Here is a 16,750-nt window from a genome sequence, read left to right as displayed (position 1 = left end):
ATCCCATCAGATAGAAAGGAGGGGGAGGGAGGAAAAACTTCGGTTCAGAAGACCGATGCCCGGTCAGGGCAGGAGCCTTCCTTGAAATTCAATTTTTATCATTTTATATCATTTTTTTTCAAATAAAACCTAAAAAAAAAGTCACCTGCGCCCAGTGACCGGCCTAAAGAACCAGGAGTACCTTGCTTTATACCCAAACGTTCTAGAAAACGTCTTTTTTAGTGCTAGTATTTGGTCCCACATGCTTCTCCCTCCCCGATTTCCCTCAAGACCGGGGTGGCCCTTCATAACGCCAAGAAAGCGAGTTTACCGATGCCGAAAATCGAAACCCTTGCCGTCCATGCCGGTTACTCCCCGGACCCCACCACCAAAGCGGTGGCCGTCCCCATCTACCAGACCACTTCCTTTTCCTTCGACAACACCCAACACGGGGCCGACCTGTTCGATCTGAAGGTGCCGGGCAACATCTACACCCGGATCATGAATCCCACCAATGACGTGCTGGAAAAGCGGGTCGCCGCCCTGGAAGGGGGCGTAGGTGCCCTGGCCCTGGCTTCCGGTGCCGCCGCCGTCACCTACTCCATTTTCACCATCGCCGAGGCCGGGGATAACATCATCTCCACCACCACCCTCTACGGTGGCACCTACAACCTGTTCGCCCACACCCTGCCCCAGTTCGGCATCCAGGTGCGCTTTGCCGATTACCGGGACCCGGCTTCCTACGAAAAGCTCATCGACGCCAAGACCAAGGCCATCTACGCCGAATCCATCGGCAATCCCCTGGGCAACATCACCGACTTCGAACAGCTGGCCAAGATCGCCCACAAGCACGGTATTCCCCTGATCGTGGATAACACCGTGCCCTCCCCCTACCTGTGCCGCCCCTTTGAATTCGGCGCCGACATCGTGGTCCATTCCCTGACCAAGTACCTGGGCGGCCATGGCAATTCCATCGGTGGCGCCATCGTGGATAGCGGCAAATTCCCCTGGGCCGAACACAAGGAAAAATTCCGCCGCCTCAATGAGCCGGATGTTTCCTACCACGGGGTGGTCTACACCGAAGCCCTGGGCGAAGCGGCCTACATCGGCCGGGCCCGGGTCGTGCCCCTGCGCAATACCGGCGCCGCCCTCTCCCCCTTCAACGCCTTCCTCATTCTGCAAGGCATTGAAACCCTGCCCCTGCGCATGGACCGGGTCACCTTCAACAGCCAGAAAATTGCCGAATTCCTCAATGGCCACAAGAAGGTCAATTGGGTCAATTACGCCGGTCTCAAGGATCACAAGGACCACGCTCTGGCGGAAAAATACATGGGGGGCCGTCCCTCCGGCATTCTCACCTTCGGCGTCCAAGGCGGACGGGAAGGGGGCGCCAAGTTCCAGGATGCCCTGAAGCTCTTCACCCGCCTGGTGAATATCGGCGACGCCAAGTCCCTGGCCACCCACCCGGCCTCCACCACCCACCGCCAGCTGTCCCCGGAAGAACTGGCCAAGGCCGGGGTGACGGAAGACACGGTGCGCCTGTCCATCGGCATCGAACACATCGACGATTTGATCGAAGATCTGGATCAGGCCCTGGCGGCAGTTTAAAGGCCTGGGTCGCAAACCAAAGGCGGGGGATTTTCCCCCGCCTTTTTTTGTGCCCGCCATTCAGCCATCGGAGGCGACAAAGCCCGCCTGCGCCCCTGGACCAAGAAGGGCTCCGGCAGTAGGGAGACCAGCCTCGACACCTGCCTCCCCCGACTTCAGAGGCGCCCCCTTCCCTCCCCCATTCCAGGCAGGAATAGGTAGACTGACCGCCTCCCCCCATCCCTGACACCATGATCCGACTGCTGTTCCTCTGTCTCCATTGCTGTCTCTGCCTGATCGCCCTGCCGGTCGGGGCAGCGGAACTGCGCCTGGGGCTGGCGGCGGAGGTGTCCTCCCTGGACCCCCACTATCTCAATGCGGCGCCCAATATCGCCCTGTCCAGCCATCTGTACGACACCCTGGTGGGGGTGGATGGGGAGGGGCGGCTGGTGCCCGCCCTGGCCCTGTCCTGGCGGGCAGTGAGTCCCACGGTATGGGAATTCCGGCTGCGCCCCGGGGTACGCTTTCATGACGGCACGCCCCTGACAGCGGCGGATGTGCTCTATTCCCTGGACCGGCCCGCCACTCTCAGCCACAGCCCGGGGCCCTTTACCCCCTTCACCAAGACCATTGTGGCCAAGCGGGCCCTGTCCCCCCTGGTGCTACGCCTTACCACGGCCCAGCCCTACGGAGGCCTGCCCCTGGACCTGGCCTCCATCTTCATCGTCGCCCGCCACGCCCCCGCCGGCGCCCGTCCCTGGGGGGACGGGGAGCGGAATGCCCCCCTGGTGGGTAGCGGCCCCTATACCCTGGAGCGCTTCCAGCGGGGGGTGGGCGTACAGCTGAAACGCTTTGACGGCTACTGGGGCCCGGCTTCCCCCTGGGAGCGGGTAACCCTGCGCTTTCTCCCCAATGACGGGGCCCGGCTCGCCGCCCTCCTGGCCGGGGATGTGGATGGCATCGAAGCGGTGCCCGCCCCGGACATTCCCCGGCTGAAAATCGATCCCCGCTTTGCCCTCAGCCAGCGGGTCTCCTGGCGCACCCTGATGTTGCAGCTGGATCTGGCTCCCCGCCCCAGCCCGGATATCCGAGGGCCGGAGGGCCAGCCCCTCAAGGTGAATCCCCTGGGGGACGCCCGGGTACGTCAGGCCCTGTCCCTGGCCATAGACCGGCGGGCCCTGTGCCACCGGCTCCTGGATGATCTGGCCCTGCCCGCCGCCAATCTGGTGGCCCCGGGCATTCCCGGCTATCGCCCGGAGGCACCCATGGAGGCTTACGATCCGGCCCGGGCCCGCCGCCTGCTGGCGGAGGCTGGCTATCCCCGGGGCTTCCAACTCACCCTCCACGGCCCCCGGGGCCGCTATATCGGGGATGAGCGGGTGCTCCTGGCCCTGGCCCAGTTCTTCAGCCGCATCGGCGTTGCCACCCAGGCCCAGACCCTGCCCTACAGCCTGTATTTTGGCCGCCTGCGCCAGAGCCAGTTCAGCGCCGGGCTCCTGGGCTGGGGCTCCCTGGCCGGGGATTTCGCCCTGCGGAGCCTTCTGGCCAGCCCCGCCCCGGACCGGGGCTGGGGCACCTGGAACTGGGGGGCTTACACCAATCCCCGCCTGGACCGGGCTCTGGAAGCAGCCCTCACGGCAGTCCAGACGCCCCAACGGGAAGCCGCCACCCAGACGGCCATGGCCCTGGCCCTGACAGACCGGCCCGTGCTGCCCCTCTATCATCAGGTGGCCACCTGGGCCTGGCGCCGTCCCTTAAACTACCCGCCCCGGGTGGATGAATTCACCTTTGCCTGGCAGGTCCGCCCCCGATGAGCCCCTCCTTGCCCCGGCCACCCCGCCCCCCTTTCCCTGACCTTCCCCGCCCATGAGCTTCTTTCTTCGCCGTCTCGGCCATGGCCTGCTGGTACTGCTGGCGGTGGTCACCCTGGTCTTTCTCGCCATCCACGTCATCGGCAATCCGGTGGATTTGCTGGTGGATCCCCAGGCGGACCAGGCCGACCGGGCCCGTATCCTGCACCAGTTGGGCCTGGATCAGCCCTGGTGGCGCCAGTATGGCCATTTCCTCGCCGGGGCCTGCCGGGGCGACCTGGGCAATTCCTTCCTCTACGGGGAATCGGCCCTGGGCCTCATTCTGGAGCGCCTGCCCGCCACCCTGGAACTGGCCTTCGCAGCCCTGCTCCTGGCCCTAGGCCTGGGGCTGCCCCTGGGGCTGTGGGCCGGACTGCAGCCCCGCTCCCGTCTGGTGCCCCTCATCGACACCCTGGCCACCCTGGGCTTTGCCCTGCCCACCTTCTGGGTGGGCATTCTGCTGATCCTGATTTTCGCTGTTCAGGGCGGCTGGCTGCCCCCGGGGGGCCGGGGCGCCACGGTGACGGTGGCTGGCATCCCCCTCTCCATTCTCACCCTGGACGGCTGGCGCCACCTGGTTCTGCCCGCCTTCAGCCTGGGCCTGGCCCGGCTGGCCCTGGTGATCCGCCTGACCCGGAGCGGCGCCCGCCATATCGCCGCCCAGGCTTACATGAATTACGCCCGGGCCAAGGGCCTTTCCGGCCCCACCCTACTGTTCCGCCACCTGCTCCCCAACCTCTGGCCCGGCCTGATTACCGTGCTGGGCCTGGAACTGGGCAGCCTGATCGCCTTCGCCGTGGTCACCGAATCCGTATTCGGCTGGCCCGGCATGGGCAAGCTCCTCATCGATGCCATCGCAGCCCTGGACCGTCCCGTGGTGGTGGCCTATCTACTCCTGGCTGCGGCCCTCTTCGTAAGCCTCAATCTGGTGGCGGACCTGCTCCACGGCTGGCTGGACCCCCGGGTTCGGGAAGGGGAAAGGAAATGAAGGCGGCCTGGCCTTTGCTCCACCGCTTTCTCGCCACCCGGCGGGGCCAACTGGCCCTCCTCCTGGGCCTGCCCCTCCTGGCCTTCGCCCTCTTTGGGCCCAGCCTGGTGCCCCAGAACCCCTATGATCTGGCGGCCCTGGACATTCTGGATTCCCGCCTGCCCCCGGGCAGCCCGGCCTCCACGGGCCATTTCACCTACTGGCTGGGCAGCGACGACCAGGGTCGGGATATGGTGTCCGCCCTAGCCTACGGCCTGGGCCTCAGTCTAGCCGTGGCGGGCAGCGCCACCCTGGTGGGCGCCGTCCTGGGCACCCTGGCGGGCCTCTGGGCCGGATTTCGGGGCGGCTGGGTGGATGGGCTGCTCATGCGCCTGGTGGATTTACAGCTCTCCTTTCCCGCCCTGCTCCTGGCCCTGGTGCTCCTGGCTCTCACCGGCCCGGGGCTGGACAAAATCGTCCTGGCCCTGGCCCTTTCCCAATGGGCCTACTTTGCCCGTTGCGCCCGGGGCGCGGCCCTGGGGGAAAGCCGCAAGGATTACGTGGATAGCGCCCGGCTCCTGGGCCTCTCCACCCCGGCCCTGATCCGCCGCCATCTGCTGCCCAACTGCCTGCCCCCCCTGCTAGTGCTCCTGCCCCAGGAATTCGCCGGTGCCATTACCCTGGAGGCCACCCTATCCTTCCTGGGCCTAGGGACACCCCCCGGTCAGCCCACCCTGGGGCGCCTGGTGGCCAACGGCTTTCCCTACCTCTTTTCCGGCCAGACCTGGATCAGCCTGACCCCGGGCCTGGTCCTCACCCTCACCGTGGTGGCCGTCACCCTGGCGGCGGACCGGCTGGGGGAATTGGTGGCCGGGGATTGAATACCGGCCCCAAACCTACCAGCGAGCCACCAGCCAGTTAATGGCGCCCCCCACCAGCACCAGGTGGGCAAAAAGCCCGGACGCCAGCAACAGGGGCCCCATGCCCGCCTTGCGCATCTTGGCCACCGTGGTGCCCAAACCCAGAGCCCCCATGGCAGCGGTCAGCAGCAGCACGCCCAGGAGACGCAGGGCCTGGACCCAGGCGTCAGGCAGCCAGTGGAGGGAATTCACCCCAGCCAGGGCAACGAAGGCCACGGCAAACCAGGGCACGGCAATCTTGGCCTTACCCCCGGTAGCCTGACGGCGACGGCTCAAGAAAAAGCTCAGGCCCAGGAGAAAGGGCACCAGGAGCATGACCCGGATCATTTTCACAATCACCGCATTGCTGGCCGTGTCCCCGCCGATGGTGCTACCGATAGCCACCACCTGGGCCACCTCATGGACCGTGGAGCCCACATAGACGCCGAACACCCGCCCGTCGATACCCGTCCAGGCGTGGAGCAAGGGATACAGCACCATGGCCAGGGTGCCGAACAGCACCACCGTGGCCACCGCCGTGGTGGTTTTATCCGCCACCCGCTCCCCATCCCCCCCCAGCACAGGCACCGTGGCCACCACCGCCGCCGCCCCACAGATGGCGCTGCCCGCCGTGGTAAGCAGCACGGTTTCCTTATCCAGCTTGAGCAGGCGGGTGCCGATCCACCAGCCCATGGCCAGGGTGGAAGACACCAGGAGCAAATCCACCACAATGCCCGAACTGCCCACCTGGAGAATCTGTTGCAGGCTCAGGTTAAAGCCGTACAAGGCCACCCCGGTACGCAGAAATTCTTTCTGGGCCAGCTGGACGCCCCCGTGGCAGCGACCGGTCACCCAATGGGGCCGCAGATTGCCCAGCACCGCTCCGAGGACAATGGCCAGGGTTAAGGAACTGGCCCCATAACGGGCCAGACCGCCGCCCACGGCCAACACATAGGCCGCCAGACTCAGACCGGCGATCAGCAGAACACCGGGAAACACATGGGCAAGACGCTGCATGGACCATCCTTCCGTATCAAGACGGCCGCACATTAGCTTGTCCTGATATGATCCGTAAAACGTATATTTCTTATAAAATTAATCAGGCATTCTTATCAATTTCTGACCGGCGCCCAAAATGGCGCCCCCCCATGGGGAATCAGCGCCCCCAATCCCCCCTTCCCATGCACGCCCGCCCATGAAAATCACCCTGCGCCAATTGGAAGTATTCGCCGCCATCGCCGCCCATGGCCACGTCACCCGGGCCGCCGAGGCCGTGGCCCTGACCCAGGCCGCCGCCAGCATGGCCCTGGGGGACCTGGAGCGGCAACTGGACCGGCGCCTGTTCGACCGAGTGGGGCGCCAGCTCCTGCTCAACGAGGCGGGCCGCCAGCTGCTACCCCAGGCCCAGGAAGTGCTGGACCGGGTGCGGGACATGGAAGCCCCAGCCCCGGGCCCTGGGGCCTTTCTCCTCCACCTGGGGGCCAGCCTGACCATCGGCAACCATCTTCTCCCCCCCGTGCTGGGGGAATTACTGCGCCGCTACCCCCAATCCCAGGTGGATTTAAAGCTGCACAACACGGAACAGGTTCAGGCCGATCTGGAAGCCTTTCGCATCGACCTGGGCTTTATCGAAGGCCCCCTGGGCAACGCCCGGCTGCGCCATTTCCCCTGGCGCCAGGACCGACTGGTGGTTTTTGCCCCCCTGGATCACCCCCTGGCCGGGGGCACCGCCACCCCGGGGGATCTGGCCCGGGCCACCTGGGTGGTGCGGGAAAATGGCTCGGGCACCCGGGAAATTTTCGAGCGGGCCCTGGGCAATCTGGGACTCACCCCCAACCTGTCCCTGGAACTGGAACAGCCGGAAGCCATCCGCCAGGCGGTACGGGCCGGCCTAGGCCTGGGCTGCCTTTCCGCCCTGGAGCTGGAAGACCCCTTCCGGGCCGGTTGGCTAGCCCCGGTGGAAACCCCGTTTCTCAAACTGGACCGGGAACTACAAATAGTCATGCACCCAGAAAAATTCCCCGGCGCCGGGATTCAGGCTCTGCTGGCTTTGTGTGGGGTGGATTTTGAAGGTATGGAAGCCACGGTCTGAAGTCACCAGCCTGCACGGCTTTATCGGGCAGGTCCGGCGGAAGAAGAAGTTGGGCATTGGTCCTTGAACGCCTTTGCGTCACCGCTCGTGTCAAACTCTGGAGCAGTGGTCTCGAAGCGCTCAATAAACGCAGGAGAGAGATTTGAAATCTAGCGTGGAGGTAACCGACCGTACGCAGTCTTGTACGCAAGGTCCGTGTTGACAGAAGGATTAAGCGGCAGATGTGCCACTTGGCGCCTCCGCCTTTTCTGCCGCAACGAAAGTCACGAAGTACTCCAACAAGGAAAGGGCTTTCTGGCTATTTAACTTGCTAGGATATTCTGTAGAGATGCCGTGCAGAATCTCATGCCGATTGGGAGAATTGGGCCAGTTGCTTCTTGTATTGTCGCTAGCAGTAAGGCCGTTTGCTTCCCTCAGTGGAAGGAAAATGACCTCAGAGAACGCCCCGTTGATTAGCGCATCTGTCGCTTCTTTTGTTCTCGGAATTCCATCTTTCGTGGCGAACAACTTCCTTCCCAGAATCTCGATGCACATGCCTTCGACCTGTATCAAAAGCACAGGAATAGACAGTTCATATACGCCGGTTTTATGCGCATTAAAGGCGGCGGCCAATATGGCTTGACGCTTCGGAAAATACTGCACAGCGGTTGCATAGATACGATCAATTTCATTCTCGATCCATTGCGCCAACATGGCGTCCAATTTTTCCGGGGTAGAAGAGCCTGACAAGTGTTGGAACTGGCGCAGTTCGGACATGCCCATTTCACCGGAAATAAACCAGCCACGTTCAGCCAAGGAGCGAACCATGGGGCGCAATTCATCCGGGAGCTTCCTTATGCCTTCTGCAAGGGCAACGACCGAGGGTAGTACGTTGGCCCCGAAGGCCTGCATAGCGCGCGCCACAACTTCGCCAATTGACCGCAACGCCTCGGTCCAAGGCAACGAAACAGGAGAAGGTAATTCAGGGGGAAGCATATTCCGCCGCCTAACCTTAGAAATAACTAGGCATCAAAAAGCGCACCCCTTTTCGCGTCCGGTTGATTAATTTATTAGCCTACTTTTTACGATTCTTCCAATTCTTCCAACGATTCCAAAGTGCTCTCCAAAGGGCAATTAAATCAATTCCGATACCGTAAATACTTGGTTTGAGTTGGATGATACTCTCGATCTTCTCCTCTGTTTCAATGTTCAGCTTTTCCAAGAACAATCCGCCTTTATGGCTTAACCCGCCATTGACAACAACCAAGTCATACCAGCAATTTCCGGTTGCGCTTTCCTTATGGGGCACATAACTTTCCAGAAACCCTTCGGTATTCGCGTAGTCAATTAGTTTCGCTATGGGTTGGAAGTCCAACATATCGGCTTCATTAGTGCTTGCTGGCCGAAATCTTTTTCGGCCCATTTTAATTTCTTCCAGAAGTGATCGAAGTGTAGTCATGATTCTCTTCCTAGACCCAACGTAAAGTTGACTTCAATTTTTCAGGTTTTCTCCCCCGCATAATATCTATTTGAGAGGGCCCATCTTACTAGGCCCATCCTAAAGGCTGGCAGCCCCCTTATCCTCACCAGGCTTTTTATCCCCCTCCGGCTTTTTCTCCGGCTGGGGCTTTTTCTCCCCTTCCCCTTCCGCCGCCTTCTTGCGGGGCTTCCGTTTATGGGGCGTGGGTTCGCTTAGGGCCTTGCGCATGGTGGCCATCTGGGTGAGTTGCATGGCCACCAGATAATTCACCGTGCCTTCCGGCACTTCGCCCTGGTCATTGGGCTCCCCGGCGGGCACGCCGGTAAGGAGTTCTATGGCCTGATCCACGTCATTCACCCCATAGATGTGGAAGCGGCCATCGGCCACGGCGGCCACCACGTCCTGGCGCAGCATGAGGTGCTGGACATTGCTGGCGGGGATGATTACCCCCTGGCTACCGGTCAGGCCACGGGCCTGGCAGATGTCGAAAAAGCCTTCGATTTTTTCATTCACCGCCCCAATGGGCTGGACCTGGCCCAACTGGTTCACCGAGCCGGTCACCGCCAGGGATTGGTGAATGGGCACCAGGGCCACCCCGGACAGCAGGGCGCAGAGTTCCGCCAGGGAGGCGCTATCCCCATCCACCTCGCCGTAGGACTGCTCGAAAACGATGCTGGCGTTGAGGGACAGGGGGGTGCTCCGGCCAAAGCGGGAAGCCAGGAAGGAGGTAAGGATCATCATGCCCTTGGAGTGGAGGGGCCCGCCCAGCTCCACTTCCCGCTCAATATCCACCATGTCCCCTTCCCCCATGCGCACGGCGGCGGTAATGCGTACCGGGTGGGCGAAGGTAAATTCCCCCAGTTCGATGGCGGCCAGGCCGTTGATCTGGCCCACCTGCTGGCCGTCCGTGGCGATCATCAGGGTATTGCGCAAAATGGCTTCGTGCTGCTTTTCCCGGACCCGGTCGGCCCGATGGATCATGGCGGCCATGGCCTGTTCCACATGGAGGCGGTCCAGCACCGGACTGGCCGCCTTTCCAGCCCGGAAATCCGCCTCCCGCAGCAGGTCCGCCAGGAGCCGGGTGCGGGTGGTGAGACGTTGCCGGTCTTCCGCCAATCGGGCGGCGTATTCGATACAACGGGCCACCGCTTCCCGGGTCAGGGGGCGGAGCTTTTCCCGGCGCCCCAGGGTAGCCAGCAGGCGGGCGTAGAGCACCGTGTTGTCGCTGCTGCGCTCCACCTCGCTTTCCATATCCGCCGCCACTTTGAAAAGGGCGGCGAATTCCGGGTCCATTTCGGACAGCAGATAGTAGGTCATCCGGTCCCCGATGAGCACCACCTTCACGTCCAGGGGAATGGCTTCCGGCTCCAGTTGCTGGGTGCTGGCCAGGCCGTAGATTTCCCCTAAGGATTCAATGCGCGCCACCCCAGCCTGCAAGGCCCGCTTCAGACCGTCCCAGGCGTAGGGCTGGGCCAGCAGCTTGGCCGCGTCCAGCACCAGGGTGCCCCCATTGGCCCGTTGCAAGGCCCCGGCCTTGATCAGGGTGAAATTGGCCACCAGGGTACCCAGGTGGGCGATGTGCTCCACCCGGCCCACCAGATTCTGATAGGTGGGCAGGCTTTCGCAGATCAGGGGCTGGCCCTGGGTCTGGCCGTTATCCACAAAAAGATTGACCAGATAACGCTGGACGGAAATGGCGCCGGAAAAGAGGAGATTTTCCATTTCCCCTTCCTGGCGCTGGGAATCCCGCAGGGTATCCCCCGTTTCCACCACGTCGTGGAGCACCGCTTCCAGGAAAGTGATCACCAGAGGCAGATCGGCGTAGGCGGGTTTGAGTTCCTCAATGGCGTGGCCCACGGCCCGGCGCATGGCTTCCCGGCTGGTTTCCTTGACCTTGCCCTGCAATTCCCGGCGCCACCGGGGAAACTGGCCCAGGAGCTTGTGCAAGCGTTCCTCAAAGGCGGCGATGGTCTTTTCCAGGGCGGCCTTGCGCTCCTCCGGCAACTGATCGAATTCTTCCTGGGAGTAGGTTTCCTCGTCCGTCTTGGCCGGGGCGAAGGCAAAGCCTTCCGTGGTACGCAGCAGGGCCACCCCCTGTTTCAGGGATTCCCGCCCCAGTTCCCGCAGGGCCCCCTCTTCCTTCTGCTTGGATTCCTCCTGGAGGGCATCCACCGTGGACCGGTATTCGTCGCTTTCAAAGGCGGCGGCAATAGCCGGGCCCAGCTCGGCGACGAAATGCTGCATGTCGTCCCGCAGCTTAGCGCCCCGCCCGGCGGGCAGGCGCATGAGCTGGGGCCGGGTGGCATCGGCAAAATTATTGACGTAGCACCAGTCGGACAGGGGCTCCACCCCATCCGCTTCCCCGATGAGACGACGTACCAGGGCGTGACGGCCACTGCCCGGTTCCCCCAGCACAAAGACGTTGTAGCCGGATCGGCGGTATTCCAGGCCAAAGCGCAGGGCCTCCACAGCCCGGTCATGGGCGAATTCCGCTCCCAGGTCTTCCAGCTCGTCGCTGGAGACAAAGGGCAAATGATCCGGATTGCAGGGGGTAAACAGCTGGGCGGGGGTTAAGCGGAGGGAAGGGGAGGTGAGATCGGACATGGGCGACGAGTTATTTGGGCTTGTAAAAAGACAAGAGTTCCGAGGTTAGCACCCCGGCCCCGCCCCCGTCACGGGCTTCTACAGGGAAAGGGGACGGGATGGGGAAGCGGATGCCTGCTCAGCGCGGGTAGAAAAAATGGCGGTGGTCCCATCCTCGGCTTAAGGGGGAAAAGTTCCGGCTTGATCTGCACCTCCAGCACTGTCAAAACGGGAAACGGTTAGATCAGGCCCCCACTTCTAGCGCCAAGCCCCCAGACCGGTGGCTTCAACCGCCCCTCGCCCCTGCCGCCTGGGCCCCACGGACAGAGAGAAGGGAGCGCTGCCCCCGAGGGGTGCCCCAAGCCTCGAGCCGCCTAGGGCAGCTCCTCCACCTTGATCCACACTGTGCCCGACTGCTGCACCTGCTCCCCTTCCCCCCCGTTCCAGCTCCGGCTCTGGCTGGTGCCGGACTGAGCGCTGCTGCCCAGGGGCAGCCATTCTCCCAGGGGCCCGGAAACCGTGGTGCTGAGTTCCTGAACTTCCGCACTACCCGGCCCCCAGCGGCCCGGTGTGTCGTTCCGGGGGCTGATATCCAGGCTTACCCGATGGCCCACCACCCGGGGCTGGGCGTAAAACCCCTGGCCGATGTCCCGATAAATCACCGTGGTATCCCGCACCGGGCCGTTGGGGCCCCAACGCACCTGATGCAGGGGCACGGGGAGGGAATAGCCCACCTGAATGTAAGCCTGGCCCCCTTCCACCACCTGGACCATCTGCTCTACCTGACGGGAAGAGGCCCCCTGGCGGTCGGACAAATCCCCCCTCACCTGACCCCGGGCTCCCTGGAGGGTAATGGTGCCGCCCCCCGAGCCCCCAGAAGGCTGGATGATGCGCACCCGCCCCCCAGGGGAGGCCACTTCACCGGAGATCGCCCCACCCTGACGGCTATAGCGGTCATCCCGACTCTGGCTGACCCGGATCACCAGCCGCCGGGGCGGAGTGTCGATGGCTGCCAGGGCCTGCCGTATCTGGGCCCGGTTACGGGCCGTGGCCTTGAGGATAAGCTGATTATTCATGCCGGACAGGGCAGCCCCGGGTTCCAGCAGGGGGCGCAGGCTGGGGAGCACCTCCTCCACCGTGCGGTGCGCCAGGGGAAGGATTTCCACCTCCTGCTGGGCCCGAAGGCCAGAGGACAGGAATAGCCCCAGACAAAGCAGGCACAGCCCCAGCCAGCCCCGCCCGGGCCGCCCCTCTTGGTTTTTTGCGCTCATCATCAGCCCTTCCCTGCCCCGGGGGCAGTCCTATTCCGAAGCGTCTGGGGCGTCAGAAGTAGACGGAGCCCCAGCCTCCGCTTCGGCGACCGCCCCACCCATCCCGCTTTTTTCCAGGCTGCCCAGATGGGGTTCGGCCAGGTATTCCTTGGAGTGCATTTCGGTCAGCCGGCTGGCGGTGCGGAAAAATTCCGTGGCATGGGTGCCTTCGGTATACAGGTCCTCCGCCACGCAATCCGCCGTGGCGATCAGTTTCACCCTGTGGTCGTAAAAAATATCCACCAACCAGGTAAAGCGCCGGGCCATATCCCGCTGGGCGGCCCCCATTTTGGGGATTTTGGAAATGAGCACGGTGTGGAAACGCCGGGCCAGTTCCAGGTAATCGTTCTGGGAGCGGGGCCCGTCACACAGGGCGGTAAAGGAGAACCAGGCCACATGGCCCGCCTGGCGGATCACCGGAATGGGACGGCCGAGCACGTCCAGCTTGCCCCCTTTGCGCCCGTCGGCCCCGGCCAGCTGGCGGAAATAAGCTTCTAGCTTGCCTTCCGCTGCCGCATCCGCGGGGTGCATGAAGGTTTCTACCTGCTCCAGGGTACGCATCCGGTAATCCACTCCCGCATCCACCCGGATCACGTCCAGACGCTCCTTGATGAGGGCAATGGTGGGCAGGAAATTCATGCGTTGCAGGCCGTTGGGATAGAGGTCGTCCGGCGGGTAATTGGAGGTCATCACCAGCACCACCCCCCGCTCGAAAAGGGATTCCAGGAGGCGGCCCAGCATCATGGCGTCGGCGATGTCGGAAACGTGGAATTCGTCAAAGCACAGCAGCCGGGTTTCCTTGGCAATCTGGTCTGCTACCTGGGCCAGGGGATCCACCGCCCCTTTCAGGGCCAGGAGCCGCTCATGGACCTGGCGCATAAAGGCGTGGAAGTGGATGCGTTTTTTACGCCGGTAAGGCACGGCATCAAAAAAGCAGTCCATGAGAAAGCTCTTGCCCCGCCCCACCCCGCCCCAGAAATAGACGCCCTTGGGGGGCTGGGCCCGAGACAGCATTTTGCGCAGGGGGGAGCGGCGGGCAGCCTTGAATTCCAGGAGCCCGGTGTAGAGCTCCTGCAAGCGCCGAGCGGCGGCCAGTTGGGCCTCGTCGGCCTGGTAGCCACGGGCGGCCAGGACCGCCTGGTAGGCATCCAACATGCCGTTTTCGGGGACGTTCAGTATGCGATGGGGAGGCATGGGCTTTTTCTTTTTAAGGGGTACGAACAGGAAGCATGGACAAGAAAAAGGCGAGGTGCAAGACCTCGCCTTTTCGGGACTGGGCCCGCCTTAGAAATGCAGGGCGCGCTTGTCGCAAGCCAGGGCCGCTTCATGCACCGCTTCCGACAGGGTCGGGTGGGCGTGGCAGATGCGGGCCAGGTCTTCGGAGGCGGCGGAGAATTCCAGGGACAGCACCCCTTCGGAAATCAGCTCGGAAGCATTGGCGCCGATGATATGGACCCCCAGGATGCGATCCGTCTTGGCGTCCGCCAGCATTTTTACGAAACCGCTGGGTTCCCCCATGCCCAAAGCCCGGCCATTGGCCAGGAAGGGGATTTTGCCGACCTTGTAGGCCACGCCGTCCGCCTTGAGCTGTTGTTCGGTCTTGCCCACCCAGGCAATTTCCGGGTTGGTGTAGATGACCGAGGGAATGGTGGAGAAATCCACGTGACCGGCTTGTCCGGCCATGGTTTCCGCCACGGCAACCCCTTCTTCCATGGCCTTGTGGGCCAGCATGGGTCCGGCCACCACGTCGCCGATGGCCCACACACCGGGCAGATTGGTCCGGTTATGGGCATCCACCGCCACCCGGCCCCGGTCGTCCAGCTGCAAACCCACCTTGTCGGCGCCCAGGCCGTCCGTGTTGGGAATACGGCCCACGGAAACGATCAGCCGTTCCGCGTCCAGGGACTGGGCCTTGCCGTCCTTGTCCGTGTAGGCAATGGCCACGCCCTTCTTGCCAGCCTTGATGTCGCCGATCTTGACGCCCATCTGGAAGTTCATGCCTTGCTTGGTGAACAGCTTCAGGGCTTCCTTGGCCACGTCCTGGTCAGCCATGGGCAGGAAATCGGGAGCCATTTCCAGCACCGTGACTTCGGAACCCAGACGGCGCCACACGGAGCCCATTTCCAGGCCGATCACCCCGGCGCCGATGATGGCCAGGGTCTTGGGCACGGACTGCTGGGCCAGGGCCCCTTCGTTGTCCATGACCACCTTGTTGTCCACCTTCACATTGGGCAGATGGCGAGGCTTGGAGCCGGTGGCCACGATGACCTGCTTGGCTTCCACCACTTCTTCACCCACCTTGACCTGCCAACCGGTACCGCCCTGGCCCACGAAGCTGCCGTGGCCGTTGAGCTGGGTCACCTTGTTTTTCTTGAACAGGCCCTTGATGCCGGAGGTCAGCTGGGTCACCACCTGATCCTTGCGGGCCACCATGGCGGGCACGTCAATGCTGGGCTTGCCAATTTTGATGCCCTGACCGGCAAAGCTGTGAGCCGCTTCCTCGAACAGGTGGGAAGTGTGCAGCAGGGCCTTGGAGGGAATGCAGCCCACGTTCAGGCAGGTGCCGCCGAGCCGGGGTTCCCCCTTGGGGTCCGCATAGGGATTGGATTCGCAGCAGGCTACGGAAAAGCCCAACTGGGCCGCCCGAATGGCCGCCACATAACCGCCGGGGCCGCCGCCGATGACGAGAACGTCGAATTGCTTGTTAGACATGGAACACCTCTTTAGACGAGGAGACCGCGGAGAGGGGGAAGGCTTCTGGCCTTCGCCTCCCGGCGATCTCCGTGCGTTAGGGATTAAGGAAAGGCGGAATTAGACCCCGAGGAGCAGGCGGGTCGGATCTTCCAGGGCTTCCTTCATGGCCACCAGGGCAAGCACCGCTTCCCGACCGTCAATGATCCGGTGGTCGTAGGACATGGCCAGATAATTGATGGGGCGAATCACCACTTGGCCGTTTTCCACCACCGGCCGTTCCTTGGTGGCGTGAATGCCCAGAATGGCGGATTGGGGCGGATTGATGATGGGGGTGGAGAGCATGGAACCGAACACCCCACCGTTGGAGATGGAGAAGGTGCCGCCGGTCAGTTCTTCAATGGACAGCTTGCCGTCCTTGGCCTTGGCGCCGAATTCAGCAATCTTCTTTTCGATTTCGGCGATGGACAGCTGATCCGCGTTACGGATGATGGGCACCACCAGGCCCCGGGGGGAACCCACGGCAATACCGATGTCGATGTAGCCGTGGTAGATAATGTCCGTGCCATCCACGGAGGCATTGACGATGGGGTACTTTTGCAGGGCAGCCACGGCCGCCTTGACGAAGAAGCCCATGAAGCCCAGGCGCACGCCATGGGTCTTTTCGAACTTTTCACCGTACTGCTTGCGCAGAGCGATGATGGGCCCCATGTTCACTTCGTTGAACGTGGTGAGGATGGCATTTTCGTTCTTGGACTGGATCAGCCGTTCGGCGATCCGGGCCCGCAGACGGCTCATGGGCACCCGTTGTTCGGACCGTTCGCCCAGGGGGATTTCCACGGCGGGAGCGGCCACAGGAGCGGGCTTGGCCTGGGCAGCCACCGCATCTTCCTTGGTGACCCGACCACCCCGGCCGGAGCCTTCCACGCTGGCGGCGGACACACCCTTTTCTTCCAGGATCTTGCGGGCAGCCGGGCTGGCGGTACCAGCGGCCACGGCAGCGGCAGGGGCCGCCGCCACGGGCGCGGGAGCAGCCGCAGGTGCCGGAGCGGGAGCCGCAGCAGCGGCACCGGCAGCCGCCTTGGCTTCCGTATCCAGCTGGGCGATCACTTCGCCCGCCACCACGGTTTCCCCGTCGCCCTTGATGATCTTGACGATCACCCCAGCGTCGGGAGCCGGCAATTCCAACACCACCTTATCAGTTTCAATATCAATCAGGTTTTCGTCCCGGGCGACAGCTTCGCCTTCCTTTTTGTGCCAGGAAACCAGGGTCGCTTCGGCGACGGACTCGGAGAGTTGCGGCACTTTGACGTCGATAATCATGATCTACGTA

Annotated in this window: 13 protein-coding genes; 5 read left to right on the top strand and 8 right to left on the bottom strand. The window is 63.1% G+C overall.

Annotation, left to right across the window (positions count from 1 at the left end):
- Positions 1 to 312 precede the first annotated feature (312 nt).
- From Azoinq_RS13630 to Azoinq_RS13615, 4 genes are all read left to right on the top strand, one after another.
- Positions 313 to 1,587, top strand: coding sequence for an O-acetylhomoserine aminocarboxypropyltransferase/cysteine synthase family protein (locus Azoinq_RS13630; protein ID WP_216128358.1), 1,275 nt, complete (start codon positions 313 to 315; stop codon positions 1,585 to 1,587).
- A 230-nt stretch (positions 1,588 to 1,817) separates the two neighbouring features.
- The gene (locus tag Azoinq_RS13625; protein WP_216128359.1) at positions 1,818 to 3,380 is read left to right on the top strand and encodes an ABC transporter substrate-binding protein; all 1,563 of its coding nucleotides are present in this window, start codon (positions 1,818 to 1,820) and stop codon (positions 3,378 to 3,380) included.
- Between the two features lie 52 nt (positions 3,381 to 3,432).
- Positions 3,433 to 4,404 (top strand): ABC transporter permease, encoded by a 972-nt coding sequence (locus Azoinq_RS13620; RefSeq protein ID WP_216128360.1) that lies wholly within the window; start codon positions 3,433 to 3,435, stop codon positions 4,402 to 4,404.
- Positions 4,401 to 5,264: an ABC transporter permease gene (locus tag Azoinq_RS13615; protein WP_216128361.1), complete on the top strand. Its 864-nt coding sequence runs from the start codon at positions 4,401 to 4,403 to the stop codon at positions 5,262 to 5,264. Before Azoinq_RS13620 ends, Azoinq_RS13615 begins: the two co-directional genes overlap by 4 nt.
- 15 nt (positions 5,265 to 5,279) lie before the next feature.
- Here Azoinq_RS13615 and Azoinq_RS13610 read toward each other — a convergent pair whose 3' ends face one another.
- Positions 5,280 to 6,332, bottom strand: a complete 1,053-nt coding sequence (locus tag Azoinq_RS13610) for a YeiH family protein (protein WP_232368497.1) — start codon at positions 6,330 to 6,332, stop codon at positions 5,280 to 5,282.
- A 145-nt stretch (positions 6,333 to 6,477) separates the two neighbouring features.
- On the opposite strand from Azoinq_RS13610, the gene Azoinq_RS13605 reads away from it, so the two are divergent.
- Positions 6,478 to 7,374 carry a LysR substrate-binding domain-containing protein gene (locus Azoinq_RS13605; protein WP_216128362.1) on the top strand — a complete coding sequence of 299 codons (897 nt, stop codon included), beginning with the start codon at positions 6,478 to 6,480 and terminating at the stop codon, positions 7,372 to 7,374.
- Between the two features lie 210 nt (positions 7,375 to 7,584).
- Here the strand turns inward: Azoinq_RS13605 and Azoinq_RS13600 are convergent, their stop codons facing one another.
- The 7 genes from Azoinq_RS13600 to odhB all read right to left on the bottom strand — a co-directional run bounded on the left by Azoinq_RS13600 (position 7,585) and on the right by odhB (position 16,740).
- Entirely contained in the window at positions 7,585 to 8,349 is a 765-nt protein-coding gene (locus Azoinq_RS13600) for a hypothetical protein (RefSeq protein ID WP_216128363.1), read from the bottom strand.
- A gap of 79 nt (positions 8,350 to 8,428) precedes the next feature.
- Positions 8,429 to 8,812: a hypothetical protein gene (locus tag Azoinq_RS13595; RefSeq protein ID WP_216128364.1), complete on the bottom strand. Its 384-nt coding sequence runs from the start codon at positions 8,810 to 8,812 to the stop codon at positions 8,429 to 8,431.
- Between the two features lie 99 nt (positions 8,813 to 8,911).
- Positions 8,912 to 11,437 carry a Lon protease family protein gene (locus tag Azoinq_RS13590; RefSeq protein WP_216128365.1) on the bottom strand — a complete coding sequence of 842 codons (2,526 nt, stop codon included), beginning with the start codon at positions 11,435 to 11,437 and terminating at the stop codon, positions 8,912 to 8,914.
- Positions 11,438 to 11,790: 353 nt separating this feature from the next.
- Positions 11,791 to 12,690: a secretin N-terminal domain-containing protein gene (locus tag Azoinq_RS13585; protein ID WP_216128366.1), complete on the bottom strand. Its 900-nt coding sequence runs from the start codon at positions 12,688 to 12,690 to the stop codon at positions 11,791 to 11,793.
- 27 nt (positions 12,691 to 12,717) lie between these two features.
- On the bottom strand, positions 12,718 to 13,920 hold the full coding sequence (zapE, locus tag Azoinq_RS13580; RefSeq protein ID WP_216128367.1) for a cell division protein ZapE: 1,203 nt from the start codon (positions 13,918 to 13,920) through the stop codon (positions 12,718 to 12,720).
- A gap of 90 nt (positions 13,921 to 14,010) precedes the next feature.
- Positions 14,011 to 15,438, bottom strand: a complete 1,428-nt coding sequence (lpdA, locus tag Azoinq_RS13575) for a dihydrolipoyl dehydrogenase (RefSeq protein WP_216128368.1) — start codon at positions 15,436 to 15,438, stop codon at positions 14,011 to 14,013.
- A 99-nt stretch (positions 15,439 to 15,537) separates the two neighbouring features.
- Positions 15,538 to 16,740 (bottom strand): 2-oxoglutarate dehydrogenase complex dihydrolipoyllysine-residue succinyltransferase, encoded by a 1,203-nt coding sequence (gene odhB, locus Azoinq_RS13570; protein WP_216128369.1) that lies wholly within the window; start codon positions 16,738 to 16,740, stop codon positions 15,538 to 15,540.
- Positions 16,741 to 16,750: the final 10 nt, after the last annotated feature.

Origin of the sequence: Azospira inquinata (assembly GCF_018905915.1) — a bacterium.
GTDB classification, from domain to species: domain Bacteria; phylum Pseudomonadota; class Gammaproteobacteria; order Burkholderiales; family Rhodocyclaceae; genus Azospira; species Azospira inquinata.
The sequence above is the reverse complement of the archived record's forward strand: the minus strand, read 5'-3'. Positions and strand labels throughout refer to the sequence as shown.

What these genes read in the sequence shown, in the direction of transcription:
- Azoinq_RS13585 (WP_216128366.1), bottom strand. Translation starts at nt 12,690, where the DNA reads ATGATGAGCGCAAAAAACCAAGAGGGGCGGCCCGGGCGGGGCTGGCTG.
- Azoinq_RS13620 (WP_216128360.1), top strand. Translation starts at nt 3,433, where the DNA reads ATGAGCTTCTTTCTTCGCCGTCTCGGCCATGGCCTGCTGGTACTGCTG.
- Azoinq_RS13605 (WP_216128362.1), top strand. Translation starts at nt 6,478, where the DNA reads ATGAAAATCACCCTGCGCCAATTGGAAGTATTCGCCGCCATCGCCGCC.
- Azoinq_RS13615 (WP_216128361.1), top strand. Translation starts at nt 4,401, where the DNA reads ATGAAGGCGGCCTGGCCTTTGCTCCACCGCTTTCTCGCCACCCGGCGG.
- lpdA (WP_216128368.1), bottom strand. Translation starts at nt 15,438, where the DNA reads ATGTCTAACAAGCAATTCGACGTTCTCGTCATCGGCGGCGGCCCCGGC.
- odhB (WP_216128369.1), bottom strand. Translation starts at nt 16,740, where the DNA reads ATGATTATCGACGTCAAAGTGCCGCAACTCTCCGAGTCCGTCGCCGAA.
- Azoinq_RS13595 (WP_216128364.1), bottom strand. Translation starts at nt 8,812, where the DNA reads ATGACTACACTTCGATCACTTCTGGAAGAAATTAAAATGGGCCGAAAA.
- Azoinq_RS13590 (WP_216128365.1), bottom strand. Translation starts at nt 11,437, where the DNA reads ATGTCCGATCTCACCTCCCCTTCCCTCCGCTTAACCCCCGCCCAGCTG.
- Azoinq_RS13600 (WP_216128363.1), bottom strand. Translation starts at nt 8,349, where the DNA reads ATGCTTCCCCCTGAATTACCTTCTCCTGTTTCGTTGCCTTGGACCGAG.
- Azoinq_RS13610 (WP_232368497.1), bottom strand. Translation starts at nt 6,332, where the DNA reads ATGTGCGGCCGTCTTGATACGGAAGGATGGTCCATGCAGCGTCTTGCC.
- zapE (WP_216128367.1), bottom strand. Translation starts at nt 13,920, where the DNA reads ATGCCTCCCCATCGCATACTGAACGTCCCCGAAAACGGCATGTTGGAT.
- Azoinq_RS13630 (WP_216128358.1), top strand. Translation starts at nt 313, where the DNA reads ATGCCGAAAATCGAAACCCTTGCCGTCCATGCCGGTTACTCCCCGGAC.
- Azoinq_RS13625 (WP_216128359.1), top strand. Translation starts at nt 1,818, where the DNA reads ATGATCCGACTGCTGTTCCTCTGTCTCCATTGCTGTCTCTGCCTGATC.